This is a genomic window from Citrobacter sp. RHBSTW-00524, from assembly GCF_013747755.1.
GTDB lineage: Bacteria > Pseudomonadota > Gammaproteobacteria > Enterobacterales > Enterobacteriaceae > Citrobacter > Citrobacter braakii.
In genome coordinates this window covers 365,911-392,902 of sequence record NZ_CP056421.1, presented here as the reverse complement: position 1 = coordinate 392,902, position 26,992 = coordinate 365,911, and the positions used below count along the sequence as shown (strand labels likewise).

Here is a 26,992-nt window from a genome sequence, read left to right as displayed (position 1 = left end):
ATGGCTATTTGCCATCGATTTCTCTCAGCGCTTGTTGCACACGTGAGCGCAATACTTCGCCATCCGGCGCTTCCTGCCCGGATGCTTCATCATAGGGTATCTCTTCCAACATACTGTCACCCTCTTCGTTTTGGGTGGGTAAATCGATGCGTATCGGCAGAGGTTTCCGCTTAAAAATGTAATGCACATCCGAGAGTCGATACGCCTGAGAATCGGGCACTCCCTGCGTGGCGGTTGTCGGATGGCGCACCAGCCAGACATAATGTCCGTAGTAGCCGCACATTAGCATCAGGCTGACCCACAACAGCCAGCAACAGGAACGCAGCGCCTGCCGCCAGCGGCAACTCGACACTGTTTTCGCATCAATGGGTTGATAGATGTGCATCATCACACACGCTCCTTAGATGACACATGTGTGAGCACAGGTGCCGCCTCATTGATTAATACCGGCGCGTCTCCAAGACTCTGACGTAGCCTTATCAGCGTCTCTTTTCCCGGCTTACCATCCACAGGCAAATTCTCCCGCTGCTGGAATGCTTTGACCTTTTCGATTAACCATGGCGTCCATGAGCCTGATTTATCGCCGGGAACACCCAGCGCGCGGCGCGGCATCGTATCAAACCAGATGATGGTTTCCGCCGGACTCTTTTCACCGATCTGCATTTTCCTGTCAGGCGTTAAATTGAGCATCAGGGTATAATTTCCCTGCCAGTGCTTCGCCAGCCACTCCTGACTGATGATCCAGGTTTTATTATCAATGATAAGATCCAGCTCGTTTCCTGATACACGCATCACAACACCGTAGACCGGTTGTTTATCGATATTCAAATGCGCGATCCACGGCAACCCGCGCCTGATGAGGTTATCTAAACGTTCCTTGCCGCTTTCGCACACCAACTCAGCGCGATCAGCCTGGTCACACCATGCCTCGTCATGCGCTGTGTCGAATCCCCAGACGCTGAATAATTGCTGCATGGCGTCGCGTAATCCTCCCCGTGCATCGCTAATATCCGGCAGGTTTTCCTTTTTTTGCGTCATCGCCACCGTTAACCCGGCGGGCACAGGAAGTTGAAGGGGAAAAACATCGACCGCCAGCCAGCCGAACGTCAAAGCCAGCGCAGCGTAAAGTCCGGGCAATATTCCCTTGCGCAATACGCAAGAGCGTAGAGTAAATGTTTCCAGCAACAATTTTTCCTGTTGAGCGGTTAACACATCCGCTTGCCTGTCCGTTGCCATTTTTCTCGCCGCCCGGGCGATGCGCCTCAGCAACGCCAGGTTTCCCTGCACTGCCCGAACCGCTTTGCGCACAAATTCATGACGCATCCGCACAGGCTCGCCATCCGCCTCACACAGTTGCTGTTGATGCATAAAATCAAGATATTCATCGTCCGTCGGCGCAGCGATGATCGCCGATAACGTAACACGCCGTTTAAGTCGTCGGTTACGCCTGATCGCTTCGCCCCCCACCAGTAGCAAGCTGGCGCCAGCGGCAAATGAAGCCGCCAGATGACGGAAATTATCGACAAATGCCGGAAGATGTCTGGCGAGTGCGTCAGCATTATCAATGACAATTATTATTGGTTGCGCTGCCAAACTAAGGGCTGGCATCAGCGTTGACCAGAAACGGCTAATTCTCACATCTCGCCAGTCTGGCTGGAGTTTTCCGTGCGTACACGCCGTGTGTGTCAATTGACAGAAACCAGAGAAACCGGTGGCGGTAAACACCACTACCCTGCCGGGAAAATTCTTACCTAACTGATAAATAAGCGTCGATTTACCACACCCCGGTTTGCCGCATAATACGCCCACATCGCCAGCGCCCAGCTCATGAATAAAGATATTCTTGATAAGGGTATGTTGCGAAAAAGAGTAAATTGCATACGGTAATTCGCGTTCAGTCATCGATAAGTTCCAGTAATTGATGCGGGCATTTAACTCATTATATGTCAGGTAAATATTATCAATTTTTTATATTTGAATTAAACGACATGTTCCGACGATTAAATTGAAAACCTGAAAGTAAGCCTATATCATGCTTCTCCCGAAAAGAACAGGCATGCTATTAACAATGGATGTTATCGCAAAGCAATTTACCTTTATATTTAAGAGAAAGCGTAACGATGTGCTGTACTGCGTTATGTTTTTTGTCGGTGCCATTGTTATTATTCATTCGTTATATGCCTATAGATTATTTATTGATTCTACCAATACGAAAAACAAAACCAGTCACTCAATAACGTCCGTTGCCCTCAGGCTGCCAATGAATTTACCGAAAAACAGTAGGGAAAATGCGACTGATAATAAAGAAGATGTTTCAATTAAAAATTCGATGCTCAATCTCCAGCTAAATGGCATTATTGCGAGCACGCTAAAAACACGTTCACAGGCTATTATCACCATTAATGAGAAAGCAAAATTTTACAGTACCGGAGATAAGCTTGACGATCTCCCTGACGTAAAAATTACGGATATTGATAATAATAGCGTGACGATTGATAACAATGGCTCCCGGCAACGCATCGCTTTTATTGATGAGCCTGATATATCCTCCAGGGCACCGGCACCATCGCTGCCACATGACAGCGCGCCACATTCCCTCAGCGACATCATTATTACCAACTTTATCTATCAGCAGGAAGCGCTACAGGGCGTCAGATTAAACGCCCGTGGTCCGGTTGAACGTTTTATAGCAACCGGACTCAGGCCTGGCGATATTGCGATCAAAATGAACAACCATCCGCTAACTCAGGAAGCGTCAGCAAAAGCGGCACTACAGGAATTTGTAACCTTAAACTCTGCCCAGTTCACCGTAATACGAAACGGTCAGGAAGCGCTGGTGAATGTATCCGTTACTGAGAATGATTAACCTTAAGGACGACAAAATTGCGCAAAGGAATTAAAAAAACGGCTGCATGGATATTGGCGCTACAGTTTTGCGCCTTTCCATTTCAAACCATGTCAGCGCAATATTCGGCAAACTTCCAGGATGCGGATCTCCGGGAGTTTATTACCTCGGTCAGTAAGCAAATGGGCAAAACCATTCTGATCGATCCGTCCGTCCAGGGAAAAATCTCCGTTCGCAGCTTTGACAGTTTCAACGAGGAGGAATACTACCAGTTTTTTCTCAGCGTTCTCGATATCTACGGCTACTCGGTTATCACCCTGGATAACGGCCTGCTGAAGGTTGTTCGCTCCGCAACGCTTAAGACCGCGCCCGGGAAAGTATTGGCACAGTCGCAACCAGCGGTCGGCGATGAATTTATCACCCGCGTCGTGGCGCTGAAAAATGTCCCGGTACGCGATCTGGCTCCGCTATTACGCCAGATGATGGACAGCGGCGGCATCGGCAACGTCGTACACTATGATCCTTCTAATGCGCTGTTGATCACCGGCAAAGCCAATATAGTCAATCGCATCCTTGAGGTTGTGAAACGGGTCGATGTTATTGGTACTCAGGAACGTGAGCTTATCAAACTGCGCTACGCCTCGGCAGTTGATTTATCTGATGTAATTAACAGCCTGATTCGCGAAGAGTCAAAGGAAAACCCAACGCAGATCCTGCTGCCTAAAATTGTCGCCGACAAGCGCACCAACGCCCTTCTTATCAGCGGGCCGGACAATGTGCGCCAGCGGATGAAATCTTTAATCGCTAAACTGGATATCGAACAGACCACGCAGGGCAATACTCGCGTGTTCTATTTGAAATACGCCAAAGCCACTAAAATCGTTGAAGTGCTGACCGGCGTGTCAACCAAACTGACGGAAGACAAGCAGTCGTCTTCGCAGAGCGTGGCTACCCCTTCCCGGGATGTCTCGATTAACGCCGATGAACAAACCAACTCGGTGGTCATTACCGCCGACCAGAGCACCATGCAGGAGCTGGAAAAAGTCATCGCTCGTCTGGATATTCGCCGCGCACAGGTACTGGTTGAAGCCATCATTGTGGAAGTCCTGGATGGCAACGGCCTGAATCTTGGCGTGCAATGGGCCAACAGCAACGTCGGCGGTCAGCAGTTTACCAAAACGGGGCTGCCGATTTTCGACGCCTCAAGAGGCGCGCGCCAGTTTGATAAAAATGGTTCGATGACCAGCGACAACCCTATCGCCAGCGCGTTAAGCAGTTTTAACGGCCTGGCGACGGGCTTCTTTGAGGGGGACTGGAGCGTCCTGCTCACCGCGATCTCCTCCGACAACAAAAACGATATCCTCGCCACCCCCAGCATTGTGACGCTGGATAACAAAGAAGCATCGTTTAATGTCGGCCAGGATGTGCCGGTGCTTTCCGGCTCGCAAACGACCTCCGGCGACAACGTCTTTAATACGGTCGAACGTAAAACCGTCGGCACCAAACTGAAGGTCACACCGCAAATCAATGAAGGCGACGCGGTGCTGATGGAGATCGAGCAGGAAGTGTCGAGCGTCGACACCGCTTCCGGTAACGCCAGCGATCTCGGCCCAACGTTCAACACCCGCACTATCCAGAATGCCGTGCTGGTCAAAAGCGGCGAAACCGTGGTGCTGGGTGGCCTGCTGGATGATTCAAGCAAAGAGCAGGTTTCCAAAGTACCGCTGCTGGGCGATATTCCTGTTCTCGGACAGCTATTCCGCTACACCTCAACGGAAAATGCGAAGCGCAATTTGATGGTCTTTATCAGGCCGACCATTATCCGCGACGACGAGGTTTATCGTTCGCTCTCAAAGGATAAGTACACCCGATTTCGTGAGTTACAGCAGCAGCGTATTGATAAGCAATCCAGTGGATTGCTTGGCGTGAAGGATGAAGAACGCCCGATGCTTAAAGAGCTGAATTTCGATGTGCCGACCGACGCGCCCAACGGCCAGCCATCGCGCAATCCCTTCCGGGAATGATCCAACATGACTGACTTATGGACACGCATTCCGCCACCGCATACTCTGCCGCTTAATTACGCGCTGGGGCAAAAATTTGGTATCGCGGTCGCGGCGGATGAATTGTTCTACCGCACCGACACGCCGCTGGAAAACGTACTGGAGGCCAGCGTTGCCTGCCAGCGCTTCAGCCGCCTGACGCCAGCGCAATTTGACGACCACCTGGATCAACTTTTCCAGCACGGCGCCGGAGAGTCCCGGCAGATTGCCCAGGATATCGATCAGGAGATCGACCTGACGGCGCTGAGCGAGGAGTTACCCGACAATGCCGATCTGCTCAGTGATGAAAACGACGCACCGGTTATCCGCCTGATCAACGCGGTTCTTCATGAAGCCGTGAGGGAAGGCGCGTCGGATGTGCATATCGAAACCTTCGAAAAATCGCTGGTGGTGCGTTTTCGTATCGATGGTGTCCTCAAGCCAGTCCTTCAGCCCGCTAAAAAACTGGCGCCGCTGCTGATTTCGCGTATCAAAGTCATGGCGCGGCTGGATATTGCCGAAAAACGACTGCCGCAGGATGGGCGTATTTCCCTGCGCCTCGGACGCAAAAATATTGATGTCCGCGTTTCGACGTTGCCCTCGCAGTACGGCGAAAGAGCTGTATTGCGCCTGCTGGATAAAAACAGTCTGCGCCTGACGCTGGAGAATATGGGGTTATCGGCGGTGGATAGCCTGCGGCTGAAGGGTTTAGTACAGCAGCCGCACGGCATCATTCTCGTCACCGGCCCGACGGGGTCGGGAAAAAGCACCACGCTGTATGCGATTCTCGCCGAGCTGAATTCCCCCCAGCGTAATATCCTGACCGTCGAAGATCCCATCGAGTACGAGCTGGAAGGCGTCGGACAAACCCAGGTAAACAGCCGGGTGGATATGTCTTTCGCCAGGGGACTGCGCGCCATCCTGCGCCAGGATCCGGACATCGTCATGGTCGGCGAAATTCGTGACGCCGAAACCGCGCAGATAGCGGTTCAGGCATCGCTCACCGGACACCTGGTGCTTTCCACACTGCACACTAACAGCGCCTGCGGTGCGATCACCCGATTACGGGACATGGGCGTTGAACCTTTCCTGCTCTCATCATCGCTAAGCGGCGTTATCGCCCAACGCCTGGTGCGTCGCCTCTGTCCGGCCTGCCGCGCGCATGCTCCCATTCCTGACTCTCAGAAATCCCCCCTGCACGCGCTCGATCCCACCGCTCAGGCAATCTGGCAGGCTTGCGGATGCGGCGAATGTCGTGGAACTGGCTACCAGGGGCGACTGGCGATTCATGAAATTATGCTGGTGGATAAAACTATGCGCAGCATCATCCATCGCGACGCCGATGAACACGCCCTGGAACAGTGCCTGCGCCAGCAAAGCCGGAGCCTGCGGGAGAACGGCCTGCTGCGCGTGCTGGCGGGCGAGACCACGCTTGAGGAAGTCATGCGGGTCACCTCTGCGCAAGAGGATACGCGATGAAATATCAGTGGCAGGCAATGGATGACAGCGGCACGACTCACCGTGGAACGCTGGATGCCGCCAGCAGCAAAGAGGCGCGCGAGGCGCTGCGCGCCCAGGGTCTGCACCCGCTGGTGTTAAATGAGAAAAAGGTCATTTCGCTGTTCCGGACGGTAAAAAAAACGCCTCGTTTACGGCTTAGCGGCAGTGAACTGGCGCTGTTCACCCGCCAGCTCGCCACGCTGGCCAACGCTTCGCTACCGCTTGAAGAGGCGCTGTTCGTTATTGGTCGGCAGAACAGAAATAATAAACTGGGGCTGGTGCTACACGACCTGCGCGAACGGATCCTCGCCGGACATACGCTTTCCGAATCGCTGGCCGCCTGGCCGCGGATCTTCGATTCCGTTTACCGCACGCTGGTGAAAGCTGGTGAAAAAAGCGGACAGCTCGGCTGTGTGCTGGAAAAGCTGGCTGACTACAATGAGTTACGCCAGGCAACACGCAGTAAACTCATCCAGTCACTGATTTATCCTTCCCTGCTGACCAGCGTGGCGATCGCTGTCGTCGCTATCCTGCTCACCACAGTAGTGCCCAAAATCGTGGAGCAGTTTCTGCATATGAAAGAAGCGCTGCCGATGTCCACGCGCGTGTTGCTGGCAATCAGTGGTGCCATGCGCCACTACGGATTGTGGGTCATCGCATTGCTGCTGATTGCCTTTTTCCTGTTTCGCCACTGGCTCACCCGCCCCGGCAAACGGCATCTGCTTGACCGCTGGCTTCTTGATTTCAAACTCAGTCGCGCCCTGTTGCGCGCAATCCACTGCGCCCGTTATTTGCGCACCCTGAGCATTCTTAATATCAGCGGCGTTCCGCTGCTGGAAGGGATGACGCTGGCAACCGAAGGCATCGGTAACCGAGAAATTAGTCAGCGGCTGGGTCAGGCCGCTGAGCGCGTGCGCCAGGGCTCAGGCTTTCATCTCGCCCTGGAAAAATGCGATCTCTTCCCGCCGATGATGCTCTACATGATTGCCTCCGGGGAAAAAAGCGGCCAGCTCAGCGAGCTGATGGCGCGCGCCGCCGACCAGCAGGAAACACTGCTACAAAACCGAATTGCGCTGACGCTGGCGCTGTTTGAACCCGCGCTGATTATTACGATGGCGATGATTGTGCTGTTCATCATCGTCTCGGTTCTGCAACCCATTTTGCAACTCAACTCATTGGTAAGTTAAGGACAAAACGTGAATAGTGATGCACATAAGCAGCGAGGATTTACGCTGCTCGAGATGATGGTGGTGCTGGTTATTTTGGGCATCCTCGCAAGCCTGGTCGTCCCCAGTTTAATGGGCAATAAAGACAAAGCCGATCACCAGAAAGCCGTCAGCGACATCGTGGCGCTGGAGAATGCGCTGGATATGTACAAACTGGATAACTATCGCTATCCGCTGACGGCGCAGGGGCTAAAGGCGCTGGTCGAAAAACCGACCGCCAGCCCAATCCCGGAAAATTACAACGCGAAGGGCTATATCAAGCGTCTGCCACAGGATCCCTGGGGTAATGAGTATCTGCTGGTTAGCCCTGGTGAACACGGCGATTACGATATTCTCTCCGCGGGTCAGGACGGTGAACCCGGCACCGCTGACGACATTACTAACTGGGAACTGGGTAAAGCGAAATAATCGGAATGAGGCAGAAGGGATTCACGCTACTGGAGGTCATTCTGGTGCTGACGATTATCGCGCTTGGCGCCTCGCTGGTGATGATGACCTACGGGCGACAAAATGATACTGCGAAAGCTATTACTGCAGCCGAACAGTTGGCGGCACTGACTGAATATGCCGCTGACTGGTCAACCATGGAGGACCGCAGTACCGGTATTGAGATCCGCGAACAAGGCTGGCGCATCGTCACACCGATTGGCAATCGCTGGCAGACGCCAACCCAGTTCTATCGCCTGGCGACCGCGGGCAAGTGGGAAAATGACTGGCAGGTGGCTCTGTTCCCGGCGTCGCTCGCCAGGCAATCCGTCGGCACGCCGCAAATTCTGATTCACCCGGACGGTGAAATTACGCCGTTTACGCTACACATCCGCAGCCGTAAAAATAATACGCTGCTGTTCACGCTCGCCAGCACTGGCGGGCTGCCGCTGGTGCTCACCCGAGGCGAAAGCCGATGAGCCAAAGGCAATCAGGAATGACGCTTCTGGAAGTGCTGCTGGCGATATTCATTTTCGCCACCTGCTCTCTCGCGCTACTCAACAGCCTGCACGGTCAGGTTAGCGCCACCGCAAAAATGGAAGAACAGGTGCTTGCCGGTTGGGTAGCAGATAATGTGCTCAAAACCTATCAACTGGCCGGGCAGAGCCCCGCTAAAACAGCGACAGGCAGCAGCATTATGGGTAAACGCCGCTGGGACTGGTCGTTGACAGTCTCACCCGCCGATGCTTCCGGCCTCAGCACCTGGACAGCAGACGTCGCTCTTGAGGACAAACAGCAGATCCGCCTGCAGCGCTTTATCCCCTCACCGCAAGGAGGACCGCAAAATGTCTCCCCACCCTGAGAAACAGCGCGGCTTTACCCTGCTGGAAGTTTTACTGGCTATTGCCCTGTTCGCCATGCTCAGCCTGCTGACGGCGCAGATGCTGACGACGACAATTGACAGTAACGAGCAGACTAAAAAGCATCAGCAGCGTTTTTCCGCTGTCGTGCGTACCGTCAATTTGCTGGATAAAGATATCCGTCAGCGGGTGCCAGTAACCCAATTACAGGGCGAAAAAGAGACGCTGATGCTGACGACAGCCAGCAGTAACCGTTATCCTGGCGCCTGCTGCGCGCCCGATATCCAGCGAGTTCAGTGGTATCTGCAGGATCATACTTTATACCGCACGCTCTGGCGCTACCCGGAAGATGCAACCGCGGCCATCACTCAGCCGATGCTCAATGGTGTGAACGCCTTCACGTTGCGTTATTACAACAGTAAAGAGAAAGCGTGGACGGACACGGCGACAGCTCCATCTCCTGGCGCGATGGAAGTCACTCTTAAACTTGCTGATTCCGGCACGATAACTCGTCTGACGCTCTTGCCAGAGAACCGCCAGCCAGGAGAACAGCAATGACCCGGCAAAAGGGCGTGGCGCTGCTGGTAGTGCTGATGATCCTGGCAATTATGGCGGCGCTGGCCAGCGAAATGACCGTGCGCTACCAGATCAACCTCAAACGCACCAGCTACACCCGGATGCGGCTACAGCAAAACTGGCTGGCAGAGCTGGCTGAAAGCCAGGCCATGCGTATTCTTGAACAGGATTTGCGGGATAATGAGAAATACCTCACTCACGAGCAGCTCTGGGCGCAGCCGCAGCGTATTCAGCTCGCCAGCGGCGATGTTGTTAGCTGGCAGCTATCTGACGAGCAGGCCTGTTACAACATTAATGCGCTGATTAACGCCCCGACCGATCGAATGAAAGAGCCGCCCGCCAGCGTGAGCGTCTTTCTGGCGCTGCTGGACAACGTTGGCGTCACCAATGCCCAAGCTGAGGCGCTGGTTGATGCTATCGCCGACTACATCGATAACGACGATATCCCACGCGCCTCCGGTGCCGAAAATGAGTATTACCAGACAAGTAACGACCCCCACACCATTGGCGGACGACGTATCTGGTCAATCAGTGAGCTCAAACAAATCAAAGGGATGACGCTTTCTCTTTACCAGCAAATCTCCCCGCTACTCTGCGCACTGCCTGATGATGAGCTAAAAATCAACATCAACACCCTGACGCGCCGAGATGCACCGTTGCTTGCGGCGATGCTCAATAATGCTGTCCCGCCGCGCGAGATTGAGCGCTTTTTTGATACCCCGCGCAAAGGACGCAAAATCAGCATTGAGACGTTGTTAAAGACATTCGATAAGGATAATCCGGCTCATAAGCTGTCGCAGACCACATTCAAAAGCATTGCGGTGGCGACCAGTCGTTACTTCCGCCTTGAAACGACTATCGAACAGGGCGATAGCGCCGGGAGCACCATCAGCCAGCTGGAATACGATCCCAAAAGAAAGGCTCTGTTTATTACAGCCCGCAAAAGCGTGGCGCGCGACCATTAAAGGGAACTAAATGACGCCAGACACATTACTGCTACGTCCGCTGCCGGGAAAACTGGAATGGTGCTGCCCCAACGAGGCACAACTTCCGGTTATTGTTGAACAGGCGGATTACCTCCAGCCAAACGCGCTGGCCGACCTGCCGGATGCCGGTAACGCCTGCCTGTTCCTGTCGCCTGATTATTTCTGTTTTCGTCGCGTCGAATTACCGACGGAAAACTACAAAACCAGTGAACAAACGCTGGGCTGGCTGGTGGAGGACGCCGTTGTCGGTGATTCAGATAGCCTGCACTGGACGGTTCTCGCCAGAGAAGAAAACACGCTCCATCTCGCCGGGATCGCCAGGACCACGCTGAACGATCTATTGACGACTTTCCGCACAGCTGGCGTGACGTTGACGTATATCGTTCCGGATGGTTTCTGGCTGCCGTATGTCACGGATAGCTGGAGTCTGCTAAAACAAGATGAGCGATGGTTAATCCGTTACGACGCGTGGAAAACAGGCGTGCTGAGTGAAGCACTGCTCACGCATTTACTCGCCAGCCATACAGAGCAAAAAATCATCAGCGCCAGCCCGCTTCCTGTGCCTCACGCTCATGTCGAGTACCTTGACTGGCAGCCGCCGCTGGCGTGCGCCTGCAATGGCGATAATATTCAGGACATTAACGTATTACACGGCAGCTTCCGCCCTTTGCCCCCGACACAACCGACCCCGCGTCTGCTGAAATATGCCGCCATAGCAACATTTGCCCTGGCAATAGCGCTCTTCTCAGGGCTGAAAGGGGTGATGCTCTGGCAGCTTCATCAACAGAAACAGGCACTCTCAGCGGAAGGTGCCACCCTGTGGAACCGCTATTTCCCAGGAGATAACCGCAACAGCAATTTTAAATATTTCTTCGAATCGTCCGCGAGGGATCGCTATCCGGATGTGCTGACGTTACTGACTCAGCTTCAGACCCGATTAAGCACATTGCCGGGGCTTTCCATCCGCGAGGTCAACTACCGGCTCGAACAACGCCTTTTTACCCTGACGCTCAACGTTCGCGATCCGGAACATCTTCGCCGCTTTATGGTGCAGACAAACGACGAATTTATCCTGACTCAACCGTCAGAAGGGACGACAGGTAGCGTCCGGCTGACCCTGAAGGAGCGCAAATGAATATGAATAGTTGGTGGAGTGAAAAAAACGGCAGAGAGCAACGCAGTCTGATATTCCTCGCCATTTTCTGTCTGCTGGCGGGATTCTGGTACGGCGTGGTTCAGCCCCTGGATAACGCTATTGCACAGCAGGGGGAGGAAAATGATCGTCTCAGGAGTGAGATCCTGTGGGTAAATGAGGCGATTCAGCGTCGCGGATTAGTTGCCAGTAGACCGGGCACAAAGACCGATCCGGCACTGATACAACATAGCGCGCAGCAGGCAGGTCTGAATATCAGCGTTGTGACATCCACTCCCGATCATTTTGCGATCTCGCTTCCCGTTGTTAAAACCGAACCATTATTTGCGTGGCTTAATGCCCTACAAAATGAGGGAATACAGGTTTCGCAACTCACGTTTAGCGCCCGCCCGGTCGCCGGGGAGATTGCGGTGGAAGCCCTTGAACTCTATCCGGTGGGAAAATGACGGAACTCATTAACATTGCAGCAATGGCGCTTGTCGGGCTGATAGTCGGCAGCTTTATGAATGTAGTGGTTTATCGACTGCCGATCATGATTGAGCATCGGCACAGCGAAACATGGAATATCGCCTGGCCTCCGTCGCACTGTCCGCACTGCCAGCACAGGCTATCGGTGCGTAACACTATTCCACTATTCAGTTGGCTGTGGCAGCGGGGGCGTTGCCAGGCCTGCGCTCAGCCCATTTCATGGCGTTACCCACTGACTGAACTGGCGTGTTCTTGTGTTTTTGCGCTTAGCGCCGCGTTTGTCTCTTCAATATCAGATGCGATTGCCATCATGACGCTGTTCTGGTTTATTTTCGCGCTGGCGCAAATTGATCTCCGGACGTACCTGCTGCCGGATGTGCTGACGCAGCCGCTGCTCTGGCTCGGTCTGATGTATCACAGCGTTTACGACAGAGAGATGTTATCCGACGCGCTGTACGGCGCTGTCGCTGGCTATCTGACGCTATGGCTGGTCTGGTGGGGATGCAAAATAATCGCGGGCAAAGAGGGCATCGGCCTGGGTGACGCTAAGCTACTGGCGGCGATGGGTGCCTGGTGTGGATGGTCAGCGCTACCGCCCATTTTACTCGCTGCATCATTGCTGGGCATTGCCTGGTGGCTGATCCTACGCCTTACCCGAAGGACGTCGATACCGCTTATCGCGTTCGGTCCGTGGCTTGGACTGGCAGGCTGGTTGATTTTCAGCGCGCAAAGCTCAGGTGTTATCGGGTACTGAAAGGAGCGGCAGGACTGCCGCTCTGCAAAGTTTGCGTCTACGCTTCGCGAATCTGTGCCTGAAGATAGTTCTGGAGCCCCATCTTCTGGAGCAGATCCAGTTCCGTTTCCAGCCAGTCAATGTGACCTTCTTCATCAGCAAGGATTTCGATCATCATATCCCGGCTAACGTAGTCATGGACGCTGTCGGCATAGGCAATGGCTTCACGTAAATCTTTTGCCCCATCGAGTTCGAGTCGAAGATCGGATTGCAGCATCTCTTCAACGTCTTCGCCTATACCCAACTTACCAAGATCCTGTAAGTTTGGGAGCCCTTCTAAGAATAAAATACGCTCGATATATTTATCAGCGTGTTTCATCTCATCGATAGACTCATGGTACTCAACATCATTGAGGCGAGTCAGTCCCCAGTTTTTGAACATACGAGCATGGAGAAAATACTGGTTGATTGCGACAAGCTCATTTCCCAATAGTTTATTGAGATAATTTATGATTTTAACATCACCTTTCATTTTATAGTCCCTCCGCTTCCACTCTTAGAGCGTAGATGGGGCTACAGGGATGTCAAAAAAAAGAGTGTGACTTAGGCGATCTCTTTAAATTCTGGCATTTGCGTTAATTCATCCTGCATGACTTCGCGGGCAGCACGAATGCACTTACCACATTGATTTCCAACAGGAATAAATTTACGCAATTGCTGAAAGGACTGAGGATGAAACTGGCGAACAGCCTGACGTATTTTTTTATCACTTATCGCATTACACAAACAAACGTACATGATCGCTCCCGTTCAATTTCTGCGCAAAGTGTAAATGAGAATAGTTATGATTACAATAGCACAACGCTATTTACGCAGCGGGAGAATGAATGAAAAATGCGAATAAATATGACAACCGCTAAATAGCGGACAGCAAAAAGGGCGCCGAAGCGCCCTTTTTAAGCTCAAAGCTAATTAATCAATAATTAGCTCATTACTTTAGCAACAACGCCCGCACCAACAGTACGGCCGCCTTCACGGATTGCGAAACGCAGACCGTCGTCCATCGCGATTGGGTGGATCAGGGTAACAACCATTTTGATGTTGTCGCCCGGCATTACCATCTCAACGCCTTCCGGCAGTTCGATGGTACCAGTCACGTCAGTAGTACGGAAGTAGAACTGCGGACGGTAGCCTTTGAAGAACGGAGTATGACGGCCGCCTTCGTCTTTGGACAGAATGTACACTTCAGATTCGAACTTGGTGTGCGGCTTGATAGAGCCCGGCTTAGCCAGTACCTGACCACGTTCGATTTCTTCACGTTTGATACCACGCAGCAGAACACCAACGTTCTCACCAGCACGGCCTTCGTCCAGCAGTTTGCGGAACATTTCAACGCCAGTACAGGTAGACTTAGCAGTCTCTTTGATACCAACGATTTCAACTTCTTCACCAACTTTGATGATACCGCGCTCTACACGACCGGTAACAACGGTACCACGACCGGAGATGGAGAATACGTCTTCGATAGGCAGCAGGAACGGCTTGTCAATAGCACGCTCTGGTTCCGGGATGTAAGAATCCAGGAAGCCAGCCAGTTCGATGATTTTCGCTTCCCACTCTGCTTCGCCTTCCAGCGCTTTCAGAGCAGAACCACGAACGATCGGAGTGTCGTCGCCCGGGAAATCGTACTGAGACAGAAGTTCACGAACTTCCATTTCTACCAGTTCCAGCAGCTCTTCGTCATCAACCATGTCGCATTTGTTCAGGAACACGATGATGTACGGAACGCCTACCTGACGACCCAGCAGGATGTGCTCACGAGTCTGCGGCATCGGGCCGTCAGTCGCAGCAACAACCAGGATCGCGCCGTCCATCTGCGCAGCACCGGTGATCATGTTTTTAACATAGTCGGCGTGGCCCGGGCAGTCTACGTGTGCGTAGTGGCGAGTCGGGGTGTCATATTCAACGTGAGAGGTGTTGATGGTGATACCACGAGCTTTTTCTTCCGGCGCGTTATCGATCTGGTCGAATGCACGAGCAGCACCGCCGTAGGTTTTAGCCAGTACGGTGGTGATTGCAGCGGTCAGGGTAGTTTTACCGTGGTCAACGTGGCCGATGGTGCCGACGTTAACGTGCGGTTTTGTACGTTCAAATTTTTCTTTAGACACGGCTATATTCCTTACTATAGTGCTCTCCCCTGGGGAGAGAGCACGGGACTTAGGTTTTAATCCTGTGGCTTATTTACCACGGGCTTCAATAACGGCCTGAGCAACGTTGTTCGGCGCATCGTCGTACTTCAGGAACTCCATGGAGTAAGAAGCACGGCCTTTGGTCAGAGAACGCAGCTGGGTTGCATATCCGAACATTTCAGACAGCGGAACTTCAGCATGGATAACAACGCCAGTGACGTTGGATTCCTGACCACGAAGCATACCACGACGGCGGCTCAAGTCACCGATTACGTCACCGGTGTTCTCTTCCGGAGTCTCTACTTCAACCTTCATGATAGGCTCAAGCAGAACTGGTTTCGCTTTCTTAAAGCCATCTTTGAAGGCGATAGAAGCGGCCAGTTTAAACGCCAGCTCAGAGGAGTCAACGTCATGGTAAGAACCGAAGTGCAGACGCACGCCCAGATCAACAACCGGGTAACCAGCCAGCGGGCCAGATTTCAGCTGTTCCTGGATGCCTTTATCAACGGCCGGGATGTATTCGCCAGGAATTACACCACCTTTGATGTCGTTGATGAACTCGTAGCCTTTCGGGTTTGAACCCGGCTCCAGCGGGTACATGTCGATAACAACATGACCGTACTGACCGCGACCACCAGACTGCTTAGCGTGTTTACCTTCGATATCGGTAACTTTCGCGCGAATCGCTTCACGGTAAGCAACCTGAGGTTTACCGACGTTCGCTTCAACGTTGAATTCACGCTTCATACGGTCAACGATGATGTCGAGGTGCAGCTCACCCATACCGGCGATAATGGTCTGGTTAGATTCTTCGTCAGTCCAAACGCGGAATGACGGGTCTTCTTTAGCCAGACGGCCCAGAGCCAGACCCATTTTTTCCTGGTCAGCTTTGGTTTTCGGTTCTACCGCGATGGAGATTACCGGCTCAGGGAATTCCATACGCTCCAGAATGATCGGGTGATCCGGGTCACACAGAGTGTCACCAGTGGTCACGTCTTTCAGACCGATAGCAGCAGCGATATCGCCCGCGCGAACTTCTTTGATCTCTTCACGTTTGTTAGCGTGCATCTGTACGATACGGCCAAAACGCTCGCGTGCAGTTTTCACTGAGTTCAGGATGGTGTCACCGGAGTTAACCACACCAGAGTACACGCGGAAGAAGGTCAGGTTACCCACGAACGGGTCGGTAGCGATTTTGAATGCCAGAGCAGCAAACGGCTCTTCATCGCTAGCATGACGCTCAGCCGGAGTATCTTTACCGTCGTCCAGAATACCGTTGATCGCAGGTACGTCGACTGGGGATGGCAGGTAATCAATTACCGCATCCAGCATCGCCTGAACACCTTTGTTCTTGAACGCAGAACCACAGGTTACCAGGATGATTTCGTTGTTCAGAACGCGCTGACGCAGAGCTTTTTTGATCTCTTCTTCAGTCAGTTCTTCACCACCCAGGTATTTCTCCATCAGCTCTTCTGAAGCTTCCGCAGCGGACTCGATCAGGTTCTGGTGCCATTCTTCAGCCAGTTCCTGCATGTCAGCCGGGATATCTTCATAAGTGAAGGTTACGCCTGCATCTTCTTCGTTCCAGTTGATGGCTTTCATTTTCACCAGGTCAACAACACCGGTGAACGCTTCTTCAGCGCCAATCGCCAACTGCAGCGGAACAGGGTTCGCGCCCAGACGGGTTTTGATCTGACCAACAACTTTCAGGAAGTTCGCACCCATACGGTCCATTTTGTTAACGAACGCAATGCGTGGAACTTTATATTTGTTTGCCTGACGCCATACGGTTTCAGACTGAGGCTGAACACCACCAACTGCGCAGTAAACCATTACTGCACCATCAAGCACACGCATGGAACGTTCTACTTCGATAGTGAAGTCAACGTGCCCCGGGGTGTCGATGATGTTTACGCGATGCGGTTCATACTGCTTAGCCATACCAGACCAGAATGCAGTAGTCGCTGCGGAGGTGATAGTAATACCACGCTCCTGCTCCTGTTCCATCCAGTCCATGGTGGCTGCGCCGTCATGAACTTCACCGATTTTATGGTTTACACCGGTGTAGAACAGAATACGTTCGGTAGTAGTGGTTTTACCGGCGTCGATGTGCGCACTGATACCGATGTTACGGTAGCGCGCGATGGGTGTTGTACGAGCCATTTGATTCCTCGTTTATCTTTTAGGCGTTCAATTTAAGTAGCCCAAAGCGGGCTGCTTACTAGAAGCGCCCGCCTGGTGACTAAAACTCCGAAGGGATTACCAACGGTAGTGTGCGAACGCCTTGTTGGCTTCTGCCATACGGTGAACGTCTTCACGTTTCTTAACTGCAGTACCTTTGTTTTCTGCAGCATCAGAAAGTTCGTTCGCCAGGCGCAGAGCCATGGATTTATCACCGCGTTTACGAGCAGCTTCAACGATCCAACGCATTGCCAGGGCATTACGGCGAACCGGACGGACTTCAACTGGAACCTGATAAGTAGAACCACCAACGCGGCGAGACTTAACTTCGACAGTCGGACGCACGTTTTCAAGGGCTACTTCAAAAGCTTCCAGGCCATCTTTACCAGAACGCTGAGCCAGGGTCTCCAGCGCGCTGTATACGATGGTTTCTGCAGTAGATTTTTTACCATCTACCATCAGGATATTTACAAATTTAGCCAGCAGCTCTGATCCGAACTTAGGATCCGGCAGAATTTTACGCTGACCAATGACGCGACGACGTGGCATGGGAATACTCCGTTGTTAATTCAGGATTGTCCAAAACTCTACGAGTTTAGTTTGACATTAATATAAAACGTTTGGCCTTACTTAACGGAGAACCATTAAGCCTTAGGACGTTTCACGCCATACTTGGAGCGTGATTGCTTACGGTCTTTAACGCCGGAGCAGTCAAGCGCACCGCGAACGGTGTGGTAACGAACACCCGGGAGGTCTTTTACACGACCGCCACGGATCAGGATCACGGAGTGCTCCTGCAGGTTGTGACCTTCACCACCGATGTAGGAAGTCACTTCAAAACCGTTAGTCAAACGCACACGGCATACTTTACGCAGTGCGGAGTTTGGTTTTTTAGGAGTGGTAGTATATACACGAGTACATACGCCACGTTTCTGCGGGCATGCTTCCAGTGCAGGCACGTTGCTCTTTGCAACTTTGCGTGCGCGTGGTTTGCGTACCAGCTGGTTAACTGTTGCCATTAAATAGCTCCTGGTTGTAGCTTTCGCTTCGTAAACACGTAATAAAACGACCTCATACAATATGAGGACGCAGAATTTTAGGTCGGTGTCGAAAAGGTGTCAAGAAATATACAACGATCCCACAATTACCAGGACATCTGGCTGGGATGCTTCACCGTAAGTCTGACGAAGTCAGTATAGCTAACCCTGACGACACTGTCTGAAATTTGACCACCTAAGCCGCGAGCTTTAATGTCTTCTTCCAGTACATAGACCTTAATGGAGGCATTTTGCAGACTTTCAAGGAAACGGCTTCCTTCTATTGCCGCGGTCACGCCATCCTGAAGCAATAAAAGTTCATCGTCTTTACCAATCAGGCGAAGAAGAGAGGAGAAATCGGTAAGCCACGCGGAACGATGTAATGTGTGCAGCATGAGTATCTCAAAACCTTAAAATGACGTCATAGTTGCCTAGCTCACGGCGTAAATCTTCCGGTTCCAACGCTGTCGCATCGACCACAAAATTATCCCCCTGTTGGAGGCCTCGCTCGCGTAATGAGGCGGCACAAAGCCAACATTGATCGATATCGTACAACCCTAACAGCTTGAAGGTTGCGATATAGTCGCGAGCCAGCACGACATCCGGTTGTTGTCCCTGGAGGATTTGAAAAACGCCATCGCCGATAAAGAATACGCCGAGGTCTTCCGTTAATGCCGATGTCGCCAGTAAGGCATCTAACCCTTCGCGGCCAGACGAACTGCCATGCGGCACGGTAGAAAAGACAAAAGCAACACGTTTCATTAAAACTGCACCACGCGATCGCAGGTCAGGGATGCCTCAGCCAGCGAACCCAGCCCGCTGAGGTTAAAACCTGATTGTAAATTAGCCCCTGCCAGTCCCAGTCGCTTCGCTTCTGTTTCATCAACGACGCCGCGACGCAGCGCCGCAGCTACGCAGATATTCAGCATCACGCCATGCTGCTGGTTCAGCTGTTGCCAGGCCCGCACCAGATCATATTCATCACTGGCAGGTGAAGTCAGGAAGTTGGCGTTATACACACCTTCACGATAGAAAAAGACGCTGCATAGCTCATGCCCTTCTTTGAGTAACGCGTGAGCAAATTGCAACGCGCTGCTCGCCTGCTGCGTGCCATAAGCTGGCCCCGTCACCATAATGGCAAAACGCATTACTTGTCTTGCCCCTGGAAATCGCCGCTTTTGAACTGACGAATATAGAGGTAAACCGTGTGCTTGGAGATGTTCAGCCGATCGGCGACCTGGTTAATGGCATCTTTAATATCGAAAATACCTTTCTCATACAGATTCAGGACAATCTGGCGATTCTTGGCATTGTTGGAAACATTACGATCAGCATTCACTTCTTCAATCGTGAATTCCAACGTTTGGGTAACCAGGTCTTCCACCGAAGAAGCGAAGTTAACGGCAGAACCCACTTCCGGGGTTTCCGGTGGGATAAAGGTATTCATTATCTGCGAGAATGGAACATCAAGGTTCATGTTGATGCACAGCAGACCAATCACGCGATGCTCACGGTTGCGAATGGCAATCGTCACCGACTTCATCAAGACACCGCTTTTCGCACGTGTGAAGTAACACTTCGACACGCTGCTATCCGCACCCGTCATATCATGCAGCATACGCAACGCAAGGTCAGTAATCGGCGAGCCAATTTTGCGGCCCGTGTGTTCACCGTTAGCAATGCGGATGGCCGAGCATTTCAAATCCTGCAAAGAGTGCAATACGATTTCACAATGGGAACCAATGAGCATCGCCAACCCGTCCACAACCGCTTCGTAGGATTTGAGGATATCGAAATCGGTTTGATCGAAAGGACGTTGATCCAGTAAATCTAGCTCACTGGTTTCGTTGGTTAAAAGCGACCTGGACATGAAAAAAAGCACTCCTTTTCAGGAGCCTGTCGTTATGTTGTCAGGGCAGGCTCATCACTATTATAGGGGCATCTAAAGTAATACAGCGCACAAGGCGCTTTCCAGTATTAATTATATCCTGTCGATAATAAAAAACCGCCGCCCTGTGGGCGGCGGTATCTGGTTACTTACTTTTTGCTGCTGTCCGCAGCTTTAGCTGCCGGTGCAGCATCTGGCTGCGCATCGGCCTTCGGTGCCGGTTTGATGTCTAACAGTTCAACATCAAAGACCAGCGTAGAGTTAGCCGGAATGCCCGGTACGCCGGTTTTGCCGTAAGCCAGATCCGGCGGGATAACCAGCTGGATTTTGCCGCCTTTCTTGATGTTTTTCAGGCCTTCGGTCCAGCCCGGGATAACACCGTCAAGACGGAAAGAGAGCGGCTCACCGCGGGTATAAGAGTTATCAAACTCTTTACCATCAATCAGCGTACCTTTGTAGTTGACTACCACGGTATCGCTATCTTTCGGTGCAGCGCCGGTACCTTCTTTCTCTACTTTATAGACCAGGCCAGTAGAAGAGGTTTTAACGCCCTTCTCTTTAGCAAATTTCTCGCGGTAAACTTTACCTTTGGCTTCATTGTCAGCCGCGTCTTTTTCCATTTTCGCCTGAGCGGAGCTCTTCACGCGTGCTTCAAACGCCTGCAGAGTTTGTTCGATTTCTTGGTCAGACAGTTTGCTCTTGTCTGCAAACGCATCCTGAACGCCAGCGATCAGCTGATCTTTATCCAGTTTGATGCCCAGTTTTTCCTGCTCTTTCAGAGAGTTTTCCATATAACGACCCAGGGACGCGCCCAGCGCGTAAGCGGCTTTTTGGTCGTCATTCTTGAATGCTGCTTTGCTGTCAGCAGTAGCGGCTGGTTTCGCAGCGTCAGCAGCGAAGGTGATCGGGGCATGCAGAGCAACAGCCATTGTGGTCGCCAGCAGCGTTACTTTAAACAGTGATTTCATCCATATCTCCAGGGCCGGGGCATCTCACCCCAAGGTTAGCTAACATAAAAATGTACTATAAAGCGTTGCAGAACAAATCAACATACGGGCACGCCCTATTATCACCACTTTTCAGACTCTTTTTGTTTAAATTAGTTTCGTGACCGAAGATTGAGTGCTGTGCAAACAGGCAAAGTTAAGTAGAATTCGCCGCAGTCCGCGATCTGCCGGAGAAAAAAGAAAGAGGTGAATCATGCAGGATACAACAATGGAAACTCGCCTGGCTGAACTGGAAAGTCGCCTGGCATTTCAGGAGATAACCATTGAAGAGCTCAACGTGACGGTGACCGCGCATGAACTGGAAATGGCAAAACTCCGCGACCATCTGCGTTTATTGACGGAGAAGCTCAAGGCAACGCAGCCGTCCCACATCGCGTCGCAGTCTGAAGAGACCCCGCCGCCACATTATTGAGACATAAAAAAAGCGGGATATTCCCGCTTTTTTTTATGCCGTATAACGATTAGTGGCAACCGCAACCGCCGCCGTTACCTTTACCGCCACCGCCGCAGCAGCCTTCGCCACCGTGCTCGTGACCATGGTCGTGACCGTGACCACCGCAGCAACCGTCATGACCGTGGTCATGATCGTGGTCGTGACCGTGCGCACCGTGAACGTGGCCGTGAGCCAGTTCTTCTTCGGTCGCTTCGCGGATAGCGACAACTTCTACGTTGAATTTCAGGTTCTGGCCAGCCAGCATGTGGTTACCGTCAACCACAACGTGGTCGTCTTCCACTTCGGTAATTTCTACCGGTACTGGACCCTGGTCAGTTTCAGCCAGGAAACGCATGCCAACCTGCAGTTCGTCAACGCCCATGAAGACGTCTTTAGGAACGCGCTGCACCAGGTTTTCGTCGTACTGACCGTATGCGTCGTTTGCGCCAACAGCAACATCGAATTTGTCGCCAACTTCATGACCGTCCAGCGCTGTTTCCAGGCCAGAAATCAGGGAACCGTGACCATGCAGGTAGTCCAGCGGTGCACTCACCGGAGACTCATCAACCAACACACCGTCTTCTGTACGTACCTGATAGGCCAGGCTGACCACCAGGTCCTTTGCTACTTTCATGATATCTCCTGAGCATGGAAAGAATAGTGGCGCAGATTGTAGCGGAATTCTGCACCCGTGTACCCTCTAGCTTAAAAAAAGCTGCGCCATATCGCTAGTCCGGATGAAAAATCCCGATCACTTGCTCTTCTTTGCGAACGTGCTCGCGCGCCTCTTTATCGGCTTCCCGCATCTGATGACCGCACTTAACACACTCAACAATATCGATATTATTTTCGCGCCACATCGCCAGCGTATCCTGCGCCTGGCAGGACGGACATTTTGCGCCTGCGATAAAACGTTTACGAATTGCCATGGTTACCTCTACTCAAATTCATCCCAGCCATCCAGTTGACGTCGCTCTTGCTGCATCTCTCGTTGGAAAATCTCCTCAAGCTCGCGCCGGGCTTCCCTGGCTCGGGAGATTTGTACCGTATCCGTGTGCATGGGGATCAGTTCCCGCAACATGCGCATATCCAGCCGCCGAAAATGAAGCTGAGCGCGCTGAGCCTGGTGCGGATGCATCCCTAGCGTAACCAGCGTTTTTCGCCCCAACTCCAGCGCACTGGAAAACGTTTCGCGGGAAAACTGCTTCACACCAGCCTGTAATAACTCATGCGCCTCTACACGTCCGCGCGCACGCGCAAGAATATGCAAATGCGGAAAATACTGTTGGCACAGCTCCACCAGCTTCATAGTGTCTTCAGGTTCATTACAGGTAATAACAATAGACTGTGCGGCTTCTGCACCCGCGGAACGCAACAGATCCACCTGCGTGGCATCACCGTAATAGACCTTATAGCCATATTTGCGCATTAGATTCACTGCGCTGATATCTCTTTCCAGGACGGTAATACGCATTTTATTGGCCATCAACAGACGACCAATCACCTGGCCAAAGCGCCCGAAACCCACCACGATAACCTGTGGTTTATCATCGTCCACCCAGGGTTTTTCATCTTCTTCATCCGTGCCGTTAAACTGGCGAGAGAGCCATTTATCAATCAACTTCATCACCAGCGGCGTGGTCATCATCGATAGCGTGACGGTCACCAACAACAGCGCCATTTGGTCACCCTGAAACAGCCGTTGAGAAGAGGCCGTTGAAAACAGCACGAAAGCGAATTCACCGCCCTGACTTAAAACCCCGGCAAACTGCATCCGTTCTGAGCTTCTCATGCCGTTAAGACGCGCCAGTACATACAGCACCAGCATTTTTACGACCACCAGCACCATCACGCTCGCCGCCACCCACAAAATATGGGTATAGAGCACACCAAGGTTAAGCGACATACCTACGGAGATAAAAAACAGGCCAAGCAACAGGCCTTTAAACGGATCGATTGCCGTTTCCAGCTCATGTCGGTATTCGCTTTCCGCCAGCAGCACACCTGCGATAAAGGTCCCCAGCGCCATCGACAGACCCAGCGCATCCATAAATAAAGCAGAACCCAGCACTAACAGCAGCGTGGCGGCGGTGAACACTTCCCGCACGCCAGAATCCGCAATAAAGCGGAAAACCGGACGCAGCAAATAACGCCCACCTATCAGCATGCCGGCAAAGGCCAGCACCTTCATCCCCACTTTGATCCAGTCAAAATGTTCGTCAGCAGACCCCGCCAGCAGCGGAACCAGCGCCAATGCGGGGATCACCGCCAGATCCTGAAATAGCAGCACCGAAAAGCCCAGTTGTCCGGATTCACTGCGATTCATGCCTTTTTCGCGCATCAACTGTAGCGCCATAGCGGTCGATGACATCGCCAGACCAATGCCGCCAACCACTGCCGCCTGCCAGGAGAACGCTGTAAGCATCAGTAGCCCTGCCAGCACGACCGCGCTTAGCATCACCTGCGCGGCACCGACGCCAAAAATTGAACGCCGCAATTGCCACAGTTTGGCCGGATTAAGTTCCAGCCCAATGATGAACATCAGAAAAACTACGCCCAGTTCGGAAAAGTGTAAGATTTCATCCACATCGCTGATGAACCCTAATCCCCATGGGCCGATAGCAATCCCCGCCAGCAAGTAACCCAGCACCGGACCGATACCCAGCTTTGAGGCCAGCGGAACTGCAGCCACCGCCGCGAAGAGGAACAACACGCCGGCAGTCAATAAATCAGAACCTTCCATCAGCGGCCTCCCACAGGGATCGGATTCGCCAGCCAGTCACCATACGCTTTCGCATGGCTGTCCAGCTCCTGTTTCGTTTGCCGTCTGGCCCAGTAGACAATGATAGGGCTCATCCAGTGCATGCGGCACATACCGGCCGTTAGCTCAAAAGGGCGCAGTACATCGCTCATTGGATAACGGTTTAGCGCGTCATAGCGGTAGGCGCTTTCCGGCTCTCCGGTAGTGATAACGCTCCGCCAGTACTTTCCCGCCAGTTGATTCCCCCCGGGGCCGCTGGCAAATCCTCGACTCAGTACGCGGTCAAGCCACTCCTTTAACAATGCCGGGCAGCTATAGGTGTAGAGCGGATGCTGAAAAACAATCACATCATGCTCGCGCAGCAGCGCCTGCTCATGCGGAATGTCGATAAAAAAGTCAGGATAGTGCGCGTACAGGTCGTGCACGGTAACATTGCTGAGCTGCATGGCCGGTTTAAGCAGTACCCGGTTCGCGACCGAGTCCTGAGATTCCGGATGGGCATACAGCAGCAAGACTTTCGCTGGCTGGAACATCATCCCCCTCCCGGTTTTGTCTTTTGTCTATTTTCGACGTTTTGGGCTACCATTGCGCCTCGGTGCGGCAAATGGCCCACACATTACATTATCATAATGATAAATTAACATAGTCTGAACATACGGCGCCTTATGATTGTTTTCTCATCGTTACAAATTCGTCGCGGCGTGCGCGTCTTGCTGGAAAATGCCACGGCCACCATTAATCCAGGGCAGAAAGTTGGCCTGGTAGGTAAAAATGGCTGCGGTAAATCTACCCTGCTGGCATTGCTGAAAAATGAACTCAGCGCCGACGCCGGAGGATTTACCTATCCGGGAAACTGGCAGCTCGCGTGGGTTAATCAGGAAACGCCTGCGTTGCCACAGCCGGCGCTGGAGTATGTGATTGACGGCGACCGCGAGTATCGTCAACTGGAAGCACAGTTGAACGATGCCAACGAACGTAACGATGGACATGCCATTGCCACCGTCCATGGCAAGCTGGATGCCATCGACGCCTGGACTGTGCGCTCACGCGCCGCCAGCCTGCTGCATGGCCTCGGCTTCTCCAACGAACAGCTTGAACGTCCCGTCAGCGATTTTTCCGGTGGCTGGCGTATGCGTCTCAACCTGGCTCAGGCGCTGATTTGCCGTTCAGACCTGCTGCTGCTCGATGAACCAACCAACCACCTCGATCTCGACGCGGTGATCTGGCTGGAAAGATGGCTGAAAAGCTATCAGGGCACGCTGATTTTGATCTCCCACGACCGTGACTTCCTCGACCCGGTGGTGGATAAAATTATTCATATCGAACAGCAAACGATGTTCGAGTACACCGGCAACTACAGCGCGTTTGAAATCCAGCGAGCGACCCGCCTCGCACAGCAACAGGCAATGTACGAAAGCCAGCAGGAGCGCGTGGCGCATCTGCAAAGCTATATCGATCGTTTCCGCGCCAAAGCCACCAAAGCAAAGCAGGCGCAGAGCCGTATCAAAATGCTGGAACGCATGGAGCTGATTGCCCCTGCGCACGTGGACAACCCGTTCCACTTCAGCTTCCGCGAGCCGGAAAGCCTGCCGAACCCGCTGTTAAAGATGGAAAAGGTCAGCGCCGGCTACGGCGACCGCGTCATTCTCGATTCGATCAAACTGAATCTGGTGCCGGGGTCTCGCATCGGCCTGCTCGGACGCAACGGCGCGGGTAAATCTACGCTGATTAAGCTGCTGGCCGGCGAACTGGCCCCCATCAGCGGCGAGGTTGGCCTGGCAAAAGGCATCAAGCTGGGTTACTTCGCACAGCACCAGCTGGAGTTTTTACGCGCCGATGAATCACCTATACAGCACCTGGCACGCATGGCGCCGCAGGAGCTGGAGCAGAAACTGCGAGACTACCTCGGCGGATTCGGCTTCCAGGGCGATAAAGTCAGCGAAGAGACTCGCCGCTTCTCCGGTGGAGAAAAAGCGCGTCTGGTGCTGGCATTGATCGTCTGGCAGCGCCCGAACCTGCTGCTGCTTGATGAACCGACCAACCACCTGGATTTGGATATGCGTCAGGCGCTGACCGAAGCGCTGATCGATTTCGAAGGCGCACTGGTTGTGGTCTCGCACGACCGTCACCTGATTCGCTCTACTACCGATGACCTCTATCTGGTGCACGACAAGAAAGTCGAGCCGTTTGATGGCGATCTTGAGGATTATCAGCAGTGGCTGAGCGATGTGCAAAAACAGGAAAACCAGAGCGACGAACCGGTAAAAGAGAGCGTTAACAGCGCCCAGGCACGTAAAGACCAGAAGCGTCGCGAAGCTGAACTACGCACCCTGACGCAACCGCTACGTAAAGAGATTACCCGTCTGGAAAAAGAGATGGAGAAACTACACGCACAGCTGGCACAGGCGGAAGAAAAACTCGGCGATAGCGAACTGTACGACCAAAGCCGCAAAGCCGAACTCACAGCATGCTTGCAGCAGCAGGCCAGTGCGAAATCCGGACTGGAAGAGTGCGAGATGGCCTGGCTGGAGGCTCAGGAACAGCTTGAGCAGATGCTGGCCGAGTAATCATGAGTGCCGGATAAGGCGAAGCCGCCATCCGGCACTATAGCCGATGATTGCCTGCTGACTGACTCGCGACAAAATCACATATTGGCTAACCCGCACGCGCTGTGCGCGGTA

The 26,992-nt window shown here is 52.7% G+C and carries 31 protein-coding genes; 14 read left to right on the top strand and 17 right to left on the bottom strand.

Annotated features, from left to right (window positions below; genetic code table 11):
* Positions 1-4: 4 nt before the first annotated feature.
* Positions 5-388 (bottom strand): hypothetical protein, encoded by a 384-nt coding sequence (locus tag HV229_RS01810; protein WP_047501509.1) that lies wholly within the window; start codon positions 386-388, stop codon positions 5-7.
* Positions 388-1,902, bottom strand: a complete 1,515-nt coding sequence (locus HV229_RS01805) for an AAA family ATPase (protein ID WP_181546796.1) — start codon at positions 1,900-1,902, stop codon at positions 388-390. Before HV229_RS01805 ends, HV229_RS01810 begins: the two co-directional genes overlap by 1 nt.
* A 166-nt stretch (positions 1,903-2,068) precedes the next feature.
* Between HV229_RS01805 and gspC the strand changes: the two genes are divergently transcribed.
* Genes gspC through HV229_RS01745 form a run of 12 tightly spaced genes read left to right on the top strand, consistent with a single transcriptional unit; the run spans position 2,069 to position 12,836 of the window.
* Positions 2,069-2,866 (top strand): type II secretion system protein GspC, encoded by a 798-nt coding sequence (gene gspC / locus HV229_RS01800; RefSeq protein ID WP_181546794.1) that lies wholly within the window; start codon positions 2,069-2,071, stop codon positions 2,864-2,866.
* A 50-nt stretch (positions 2,867-2,916) separates the two neighbouring features.
* A complete protein-coding gene (gene gspD / locus HV229_RS01795) occupies positions 2,917-4,869 on the top strand; it encodes a type II secretion system secretin GspD (RefSeq protein ID WP_249417797.1) in 1,953 nt (650 codons plus the stop codon).
* A 6-nt stretch (positions 4,870-4,875) separates the two neighbouring features.
* The gene (gene gspE, locus HV229_RS01790; protein WP_181546790.1) at positions 4,876-6,366 is read left to right on the top strand and encodes a type II secretion system ATPase GspE; all 1,491 of its coding nucleotides are present in this window, start codon (positions 4,876-4,878) and stop codon (positions 6,364-6,366) included.
* Positions 6,363-7,574 carry a type II secretion system inner membrane protein GspF gene (gene gspF / locus HV229_RS01785; RefSeq protein ID WP_049270602.1) on the top strand — a complete coding sequence of 404 codons (1,212 nt, stop codon included), beginning with the start codon at positions 6,363-6,365 and terminating at the stop codon, positions 7,572-7,574. The genes gspE and gspF overlap by 4 nt, the downstream gene beginning before the upstream one ends.
* A 54-nt stretch (positions 7,575-7,628) precedes the next feature.
* Positions 7,629-8,021 (top strand): type II secretion system major pseudopilin GspG, encoded by a 393-nt coding sequence (gspG, locus tag HV229_RS01780; protein WP_047358922.1) that lies wholly within the window; start codon positions 7,629-7,631, stop codon positions 8,019-8,021.
* Between the two features lie 5 nt (positions 8,022-8,026).
* The gene (gene gspH, locus HV229_RS01775; protein WP_181546788.1) at positions 8,027-8,518 is read left to right on the top strand and encodes a type II secretion system minor pseudopilin GspH; all 492 of its coding nucleotides are present in this window, start codon (positions 8,027-8,029) and stop codon (positions 8,516-8,518) included.
* Complete coding sequence (gene gspI, locus HV229_RS01770) at positions 8,515-8,901, top strand: type II secretion system minor pseudopilin GspI (protein WP_103767378.1); 387 nt, start codon at positions 8,515-8,517, stop codon at positions 8,899-8,901. Before gspH ends, gspI begins: the two co-directional genes overlap by 4 nt.
* Positions 8,885-9,457, top strand: coding sequence for a type II secretion system protein GspJ (locus HV229_RS01765; protein ID WP_181546785.1), 573 nt, complete (start codon positions 8,885-8,887; stop codon positions 9,455-9,457). Before gspI ends, HV229_RS01765 begins: the two co-directional genes overlap by 17 nt.
* Positions 9,454-10,440 (top strand): type II secretion system minor pseudopilin GspK, encoded by a 987-nt coding sequence (gspK, locus tag HV229_RS01760; RefSeq protein WP_049041703.1) that lies wholly within the window; start codon positions 9,454-9,456, stop codon positions 10,438-10,440. Before HV229_RS01765 ends, gspK begins: the two co-directional genes overlap by 4 nt.
* Positions 10,441-10,450: 10 nt before the next feature.
* Positions 10,451-11,596 carry a type II secretion system protein GspL gene (gspL, locus tag HV229_RS01755; protein ID WP_181546783.1) on the top strand — a complete coding sequence of 382 codons (1,146 nt, stop codon included), beginning with the start codon at positions 10,451-10,453 and terminating at the stop codon, positions 11,594-11,596.
* Complete coding sequence (gene gspM / locus HV229_RS01750) at positions 11,593-12,060, top strand: type II secretion system protein GspM (protein ID WP_181546781.1); 468 nt, start codon at positions 11,593-11,595, stop codon at positions 12,058-12,060. Before gspL ends, gspM begins: the two co-directional genes overlap by 4 nt.
* Positions 12,057-12,836, top strand: coding sequence for an A24 family peptidase (locus tag HV229_RS01745; protein WP_181546779.1), 780 nt, complete (start codon positions 12,057-12,059; stop codon positions 12,834-12,836). The genes gspM and HV229_RS01745 overlap by 4 nt, the downstream gene beginning before the upstream one ends.
* Before the next feature lie 37 nt (positions 12,837-12,873).
* On the opposite strand, the gene bfr is transcribed toward HV229_RS01745, so the two are convergent.
* The 11 genes from bfr to fkpA all read right to left on the bottom strand — a co-directional run bounded on the left by bfr (position 12,874) and on the right by fkpA (position 21,078).
* Positions 12,874-13,347: a bacterioferritin gene (gene bfr / locus HV229_RS01740; RefSeq protein ID WP_016154761.1), complete on the bottom strand. Its 474-nt coding sequence runs from the start codon at positions 13,345-13,347 to the stop codon at positions 12,874-12,876.
* A gap of 71 nt (positions 13,348-13,418) precedes the next feature.
* Positions 13,419-13,613: a bacterioferritin-associated ferredoxin gene (gene bfd, locus HV229_RS01735; protein ID WP_003031111.1), complete on the bottom strand. Its 195-nt coding sequence runs from the start codon at positions 13,611-13,613 to the stop codon at positions 13,419-13,421.
* Between the two features lie 185 nt (positions 13,614-13,798).
* Positions 13,799-14,983, bottom strand: a complete 1,185-nt coding sequence (gene tuf / locus HV229_RS01730; protein WP_003031109.1) for an elongation factor Tu — start codon at positions 14,981-14,983, stop codon at positions 13,799-13,801.
* Between the two features lie 69 nt (positions 14,984-15,052).
* Positions 15,053-17,167, bottom strand: a complete 2,115-nt coding sequence (gene fusA, locus HV229_RS01725; protein WP_016154762.1) for an elongation factor G — start codon at positions 17,165-17,167, stop codon at positions 15,053-15,055.
* Between the two features lie 96 nt (positions 17,168-17,263).
* On the bottom strand, positions 17,264-17,734 hold the full coding sequence (rpsG, locus tag HV229_RS01720) for a 30S ribosomal protein S7 (RefSeq protein ID WP_016154763.1): 471 nt from the start codon (positions 17,732-17,734) through the stop codon (positions 17,264-17,266).
* 95 nt (positions 17,735-17,829) lie between these two features.
* A complete protein-coding gene (rpsL, locus tag HV229_RS01715) occupies positions 17,830-18,204 on the bottom strand; it encodes a 30S ribosomal protein S12 (RefSeq protein WP_003023654.1) in 375 nt (124 codons plus the stop codon).
* A 125-nt stretch (positions 18,205-18,329) separates the two neighbouring features.
* Positions 18,330-18,617, bottom strand: coding sequence for a sulfurtransferase complex subunit TusB (tusB, locus tag HV229_RS01710; RefSeq protein ID WP_016154764.1), 288 nt, complete (start codon positions 18,615-18,617; stop codon positions 18,330-18,332).
* Positions 18,618-18,624: 7 nt separating this feature from the next.
* Positions 18,625-18,984: a sulfurtransferase complex subunit TusC gene (gene tusC, locus HV229_RS01705; RefSeq protein ID WP_016154765.1), complete on the bottom strand. Its 360-nt coding sequence runs from the start codon at positions 18,982-18,984 to the stop codon at positions 18,625-18,627.
* Positions 18,984-19,370, bottom strand: a complete 387-nt coding sequence (tusD, locus tag HV229_RS01700; protein WP_181546777.1) for a sulfurtransferase complex subunit TusD — start codon at positions 19,368-19,370, stop codon at positions 18,984-18,986. The genes tusC and tusD overlap by 1 nt, the downstream gene beginning before the upstream one ends.
* Positions 19,370-20,092 carry a transcriptional regulator gene (locus HV229_RS01695; RefSeq protein ID WP_003023643.1) on the bottom strand — a complete coding sequence of 241 codons (723 nt, stop codon included), beginning with the start codon at positions 20,090-20,092 and terminating at the stop codon, positions 19,370-19,372. Before HV229_RS01695 ends, tusD begins: the two co-directional genes overlap by 1 nt.
* Positions 20,093-20,259: 167 nt before the next feature.
* Positions 20,260-21,078: an FKBP-type peptidyl-prolyl cis-trans isomerase gene (fkpA, locus tag HV229_RS01690; RefSeq protein WP_016154767.1), complete on the bottom strand. Its 819-nt coding sequence runs from the start codon at positions 21,076-21,078 to the stop codon at positions 20,260-20,262.
* 232 nt (positions 21,079-21,310) lie between these two features.
* Between fkpA and HV229_RS01685 the strand changes: the two genes are divergently transcribed.
* On the top strand, positions 21,311-21,529 hold the full coding sequence (locus HV229_RS01685; RefSeq protein ID WP_003023639.1) for a protein SlyX: 219 nt from the start codon (positions 21,311-21,313) through the stop codon (positions 21,527-21,529).
* Between the two features lie 49 nt (positions 21,530-21,578).
* Here the strand turns inward: HV229_RS01685 and slyD are convergent, their stop codons facing one another.
* From slyD to kefG, 4 genes are all read right to left on the bottom strand, one after another.
* Positions 21,579-22,184 (bottom strand): peptidylprolyl isomerase, encoded by a 606-nt coding sequence (gene slyD, locus HV229_RS01680; RefSeq protein WP_003023634.1) that lies wholly within the window; start codon positions 22,182-22,184, stop codon positions 21,579-21,581.
* Between the two features lie 94 nt (positions 22,185-22,278).
* Positions 22,279-22,479, bottom strand: coding sequence for a YheV family putative zinc ribbon protein (locus HV229_RS01675; protein ID WP_016154768.1), 201 nt, complete (start codon positions 22,477-22,479; stop codon positions 22,279-22,281).
* Between the two features lie 8 nt (positions 22,480-22,487).
* On the bottom strand, positions 22,488-24,293 hold the full coding sequence (kefB, locus tag HV229_RS01670) for a glutathione-regulated potassium-efflux system protein KefB (RefSeq protein ID WP_181546775.1): 1,806 nt from the start codon (positions 24,291-24,293) through the stop codon (positions 22,488-22,490).
* Entirely contained in the window at positions 24,293-24,844 is a 552-nt protein-coding gene (gene kefG / locus HV229_RS01665; protein WP_003023629.1) for a glutathione-regulated potassium-efflux system ancillary protein KefG, read from the bottom strand. The genes kefB and kefG overlap by 1 nt, the downstream gene beginning before the upstream one ends.
* Positions 24,845-24,976: 132 nt before the next feature.
* Here kefG and HV229_RS01660 point away from each other — a divergent pair, with 132 nt between their 5' ends.
* On the top strand, positions 24,977-26,878 hold the full coding sequence (locus HV229_RS01660) for an ABC transporter ATP-binding protein (RefSeq protein ID WP_046275254.1): 1,902 nt from the start codon (positions 24,977-24,979) through the stop codon (positions 26,876-26,878).
* Positions 26,879-26,992 lie beyond the last annotated feature (114 nt).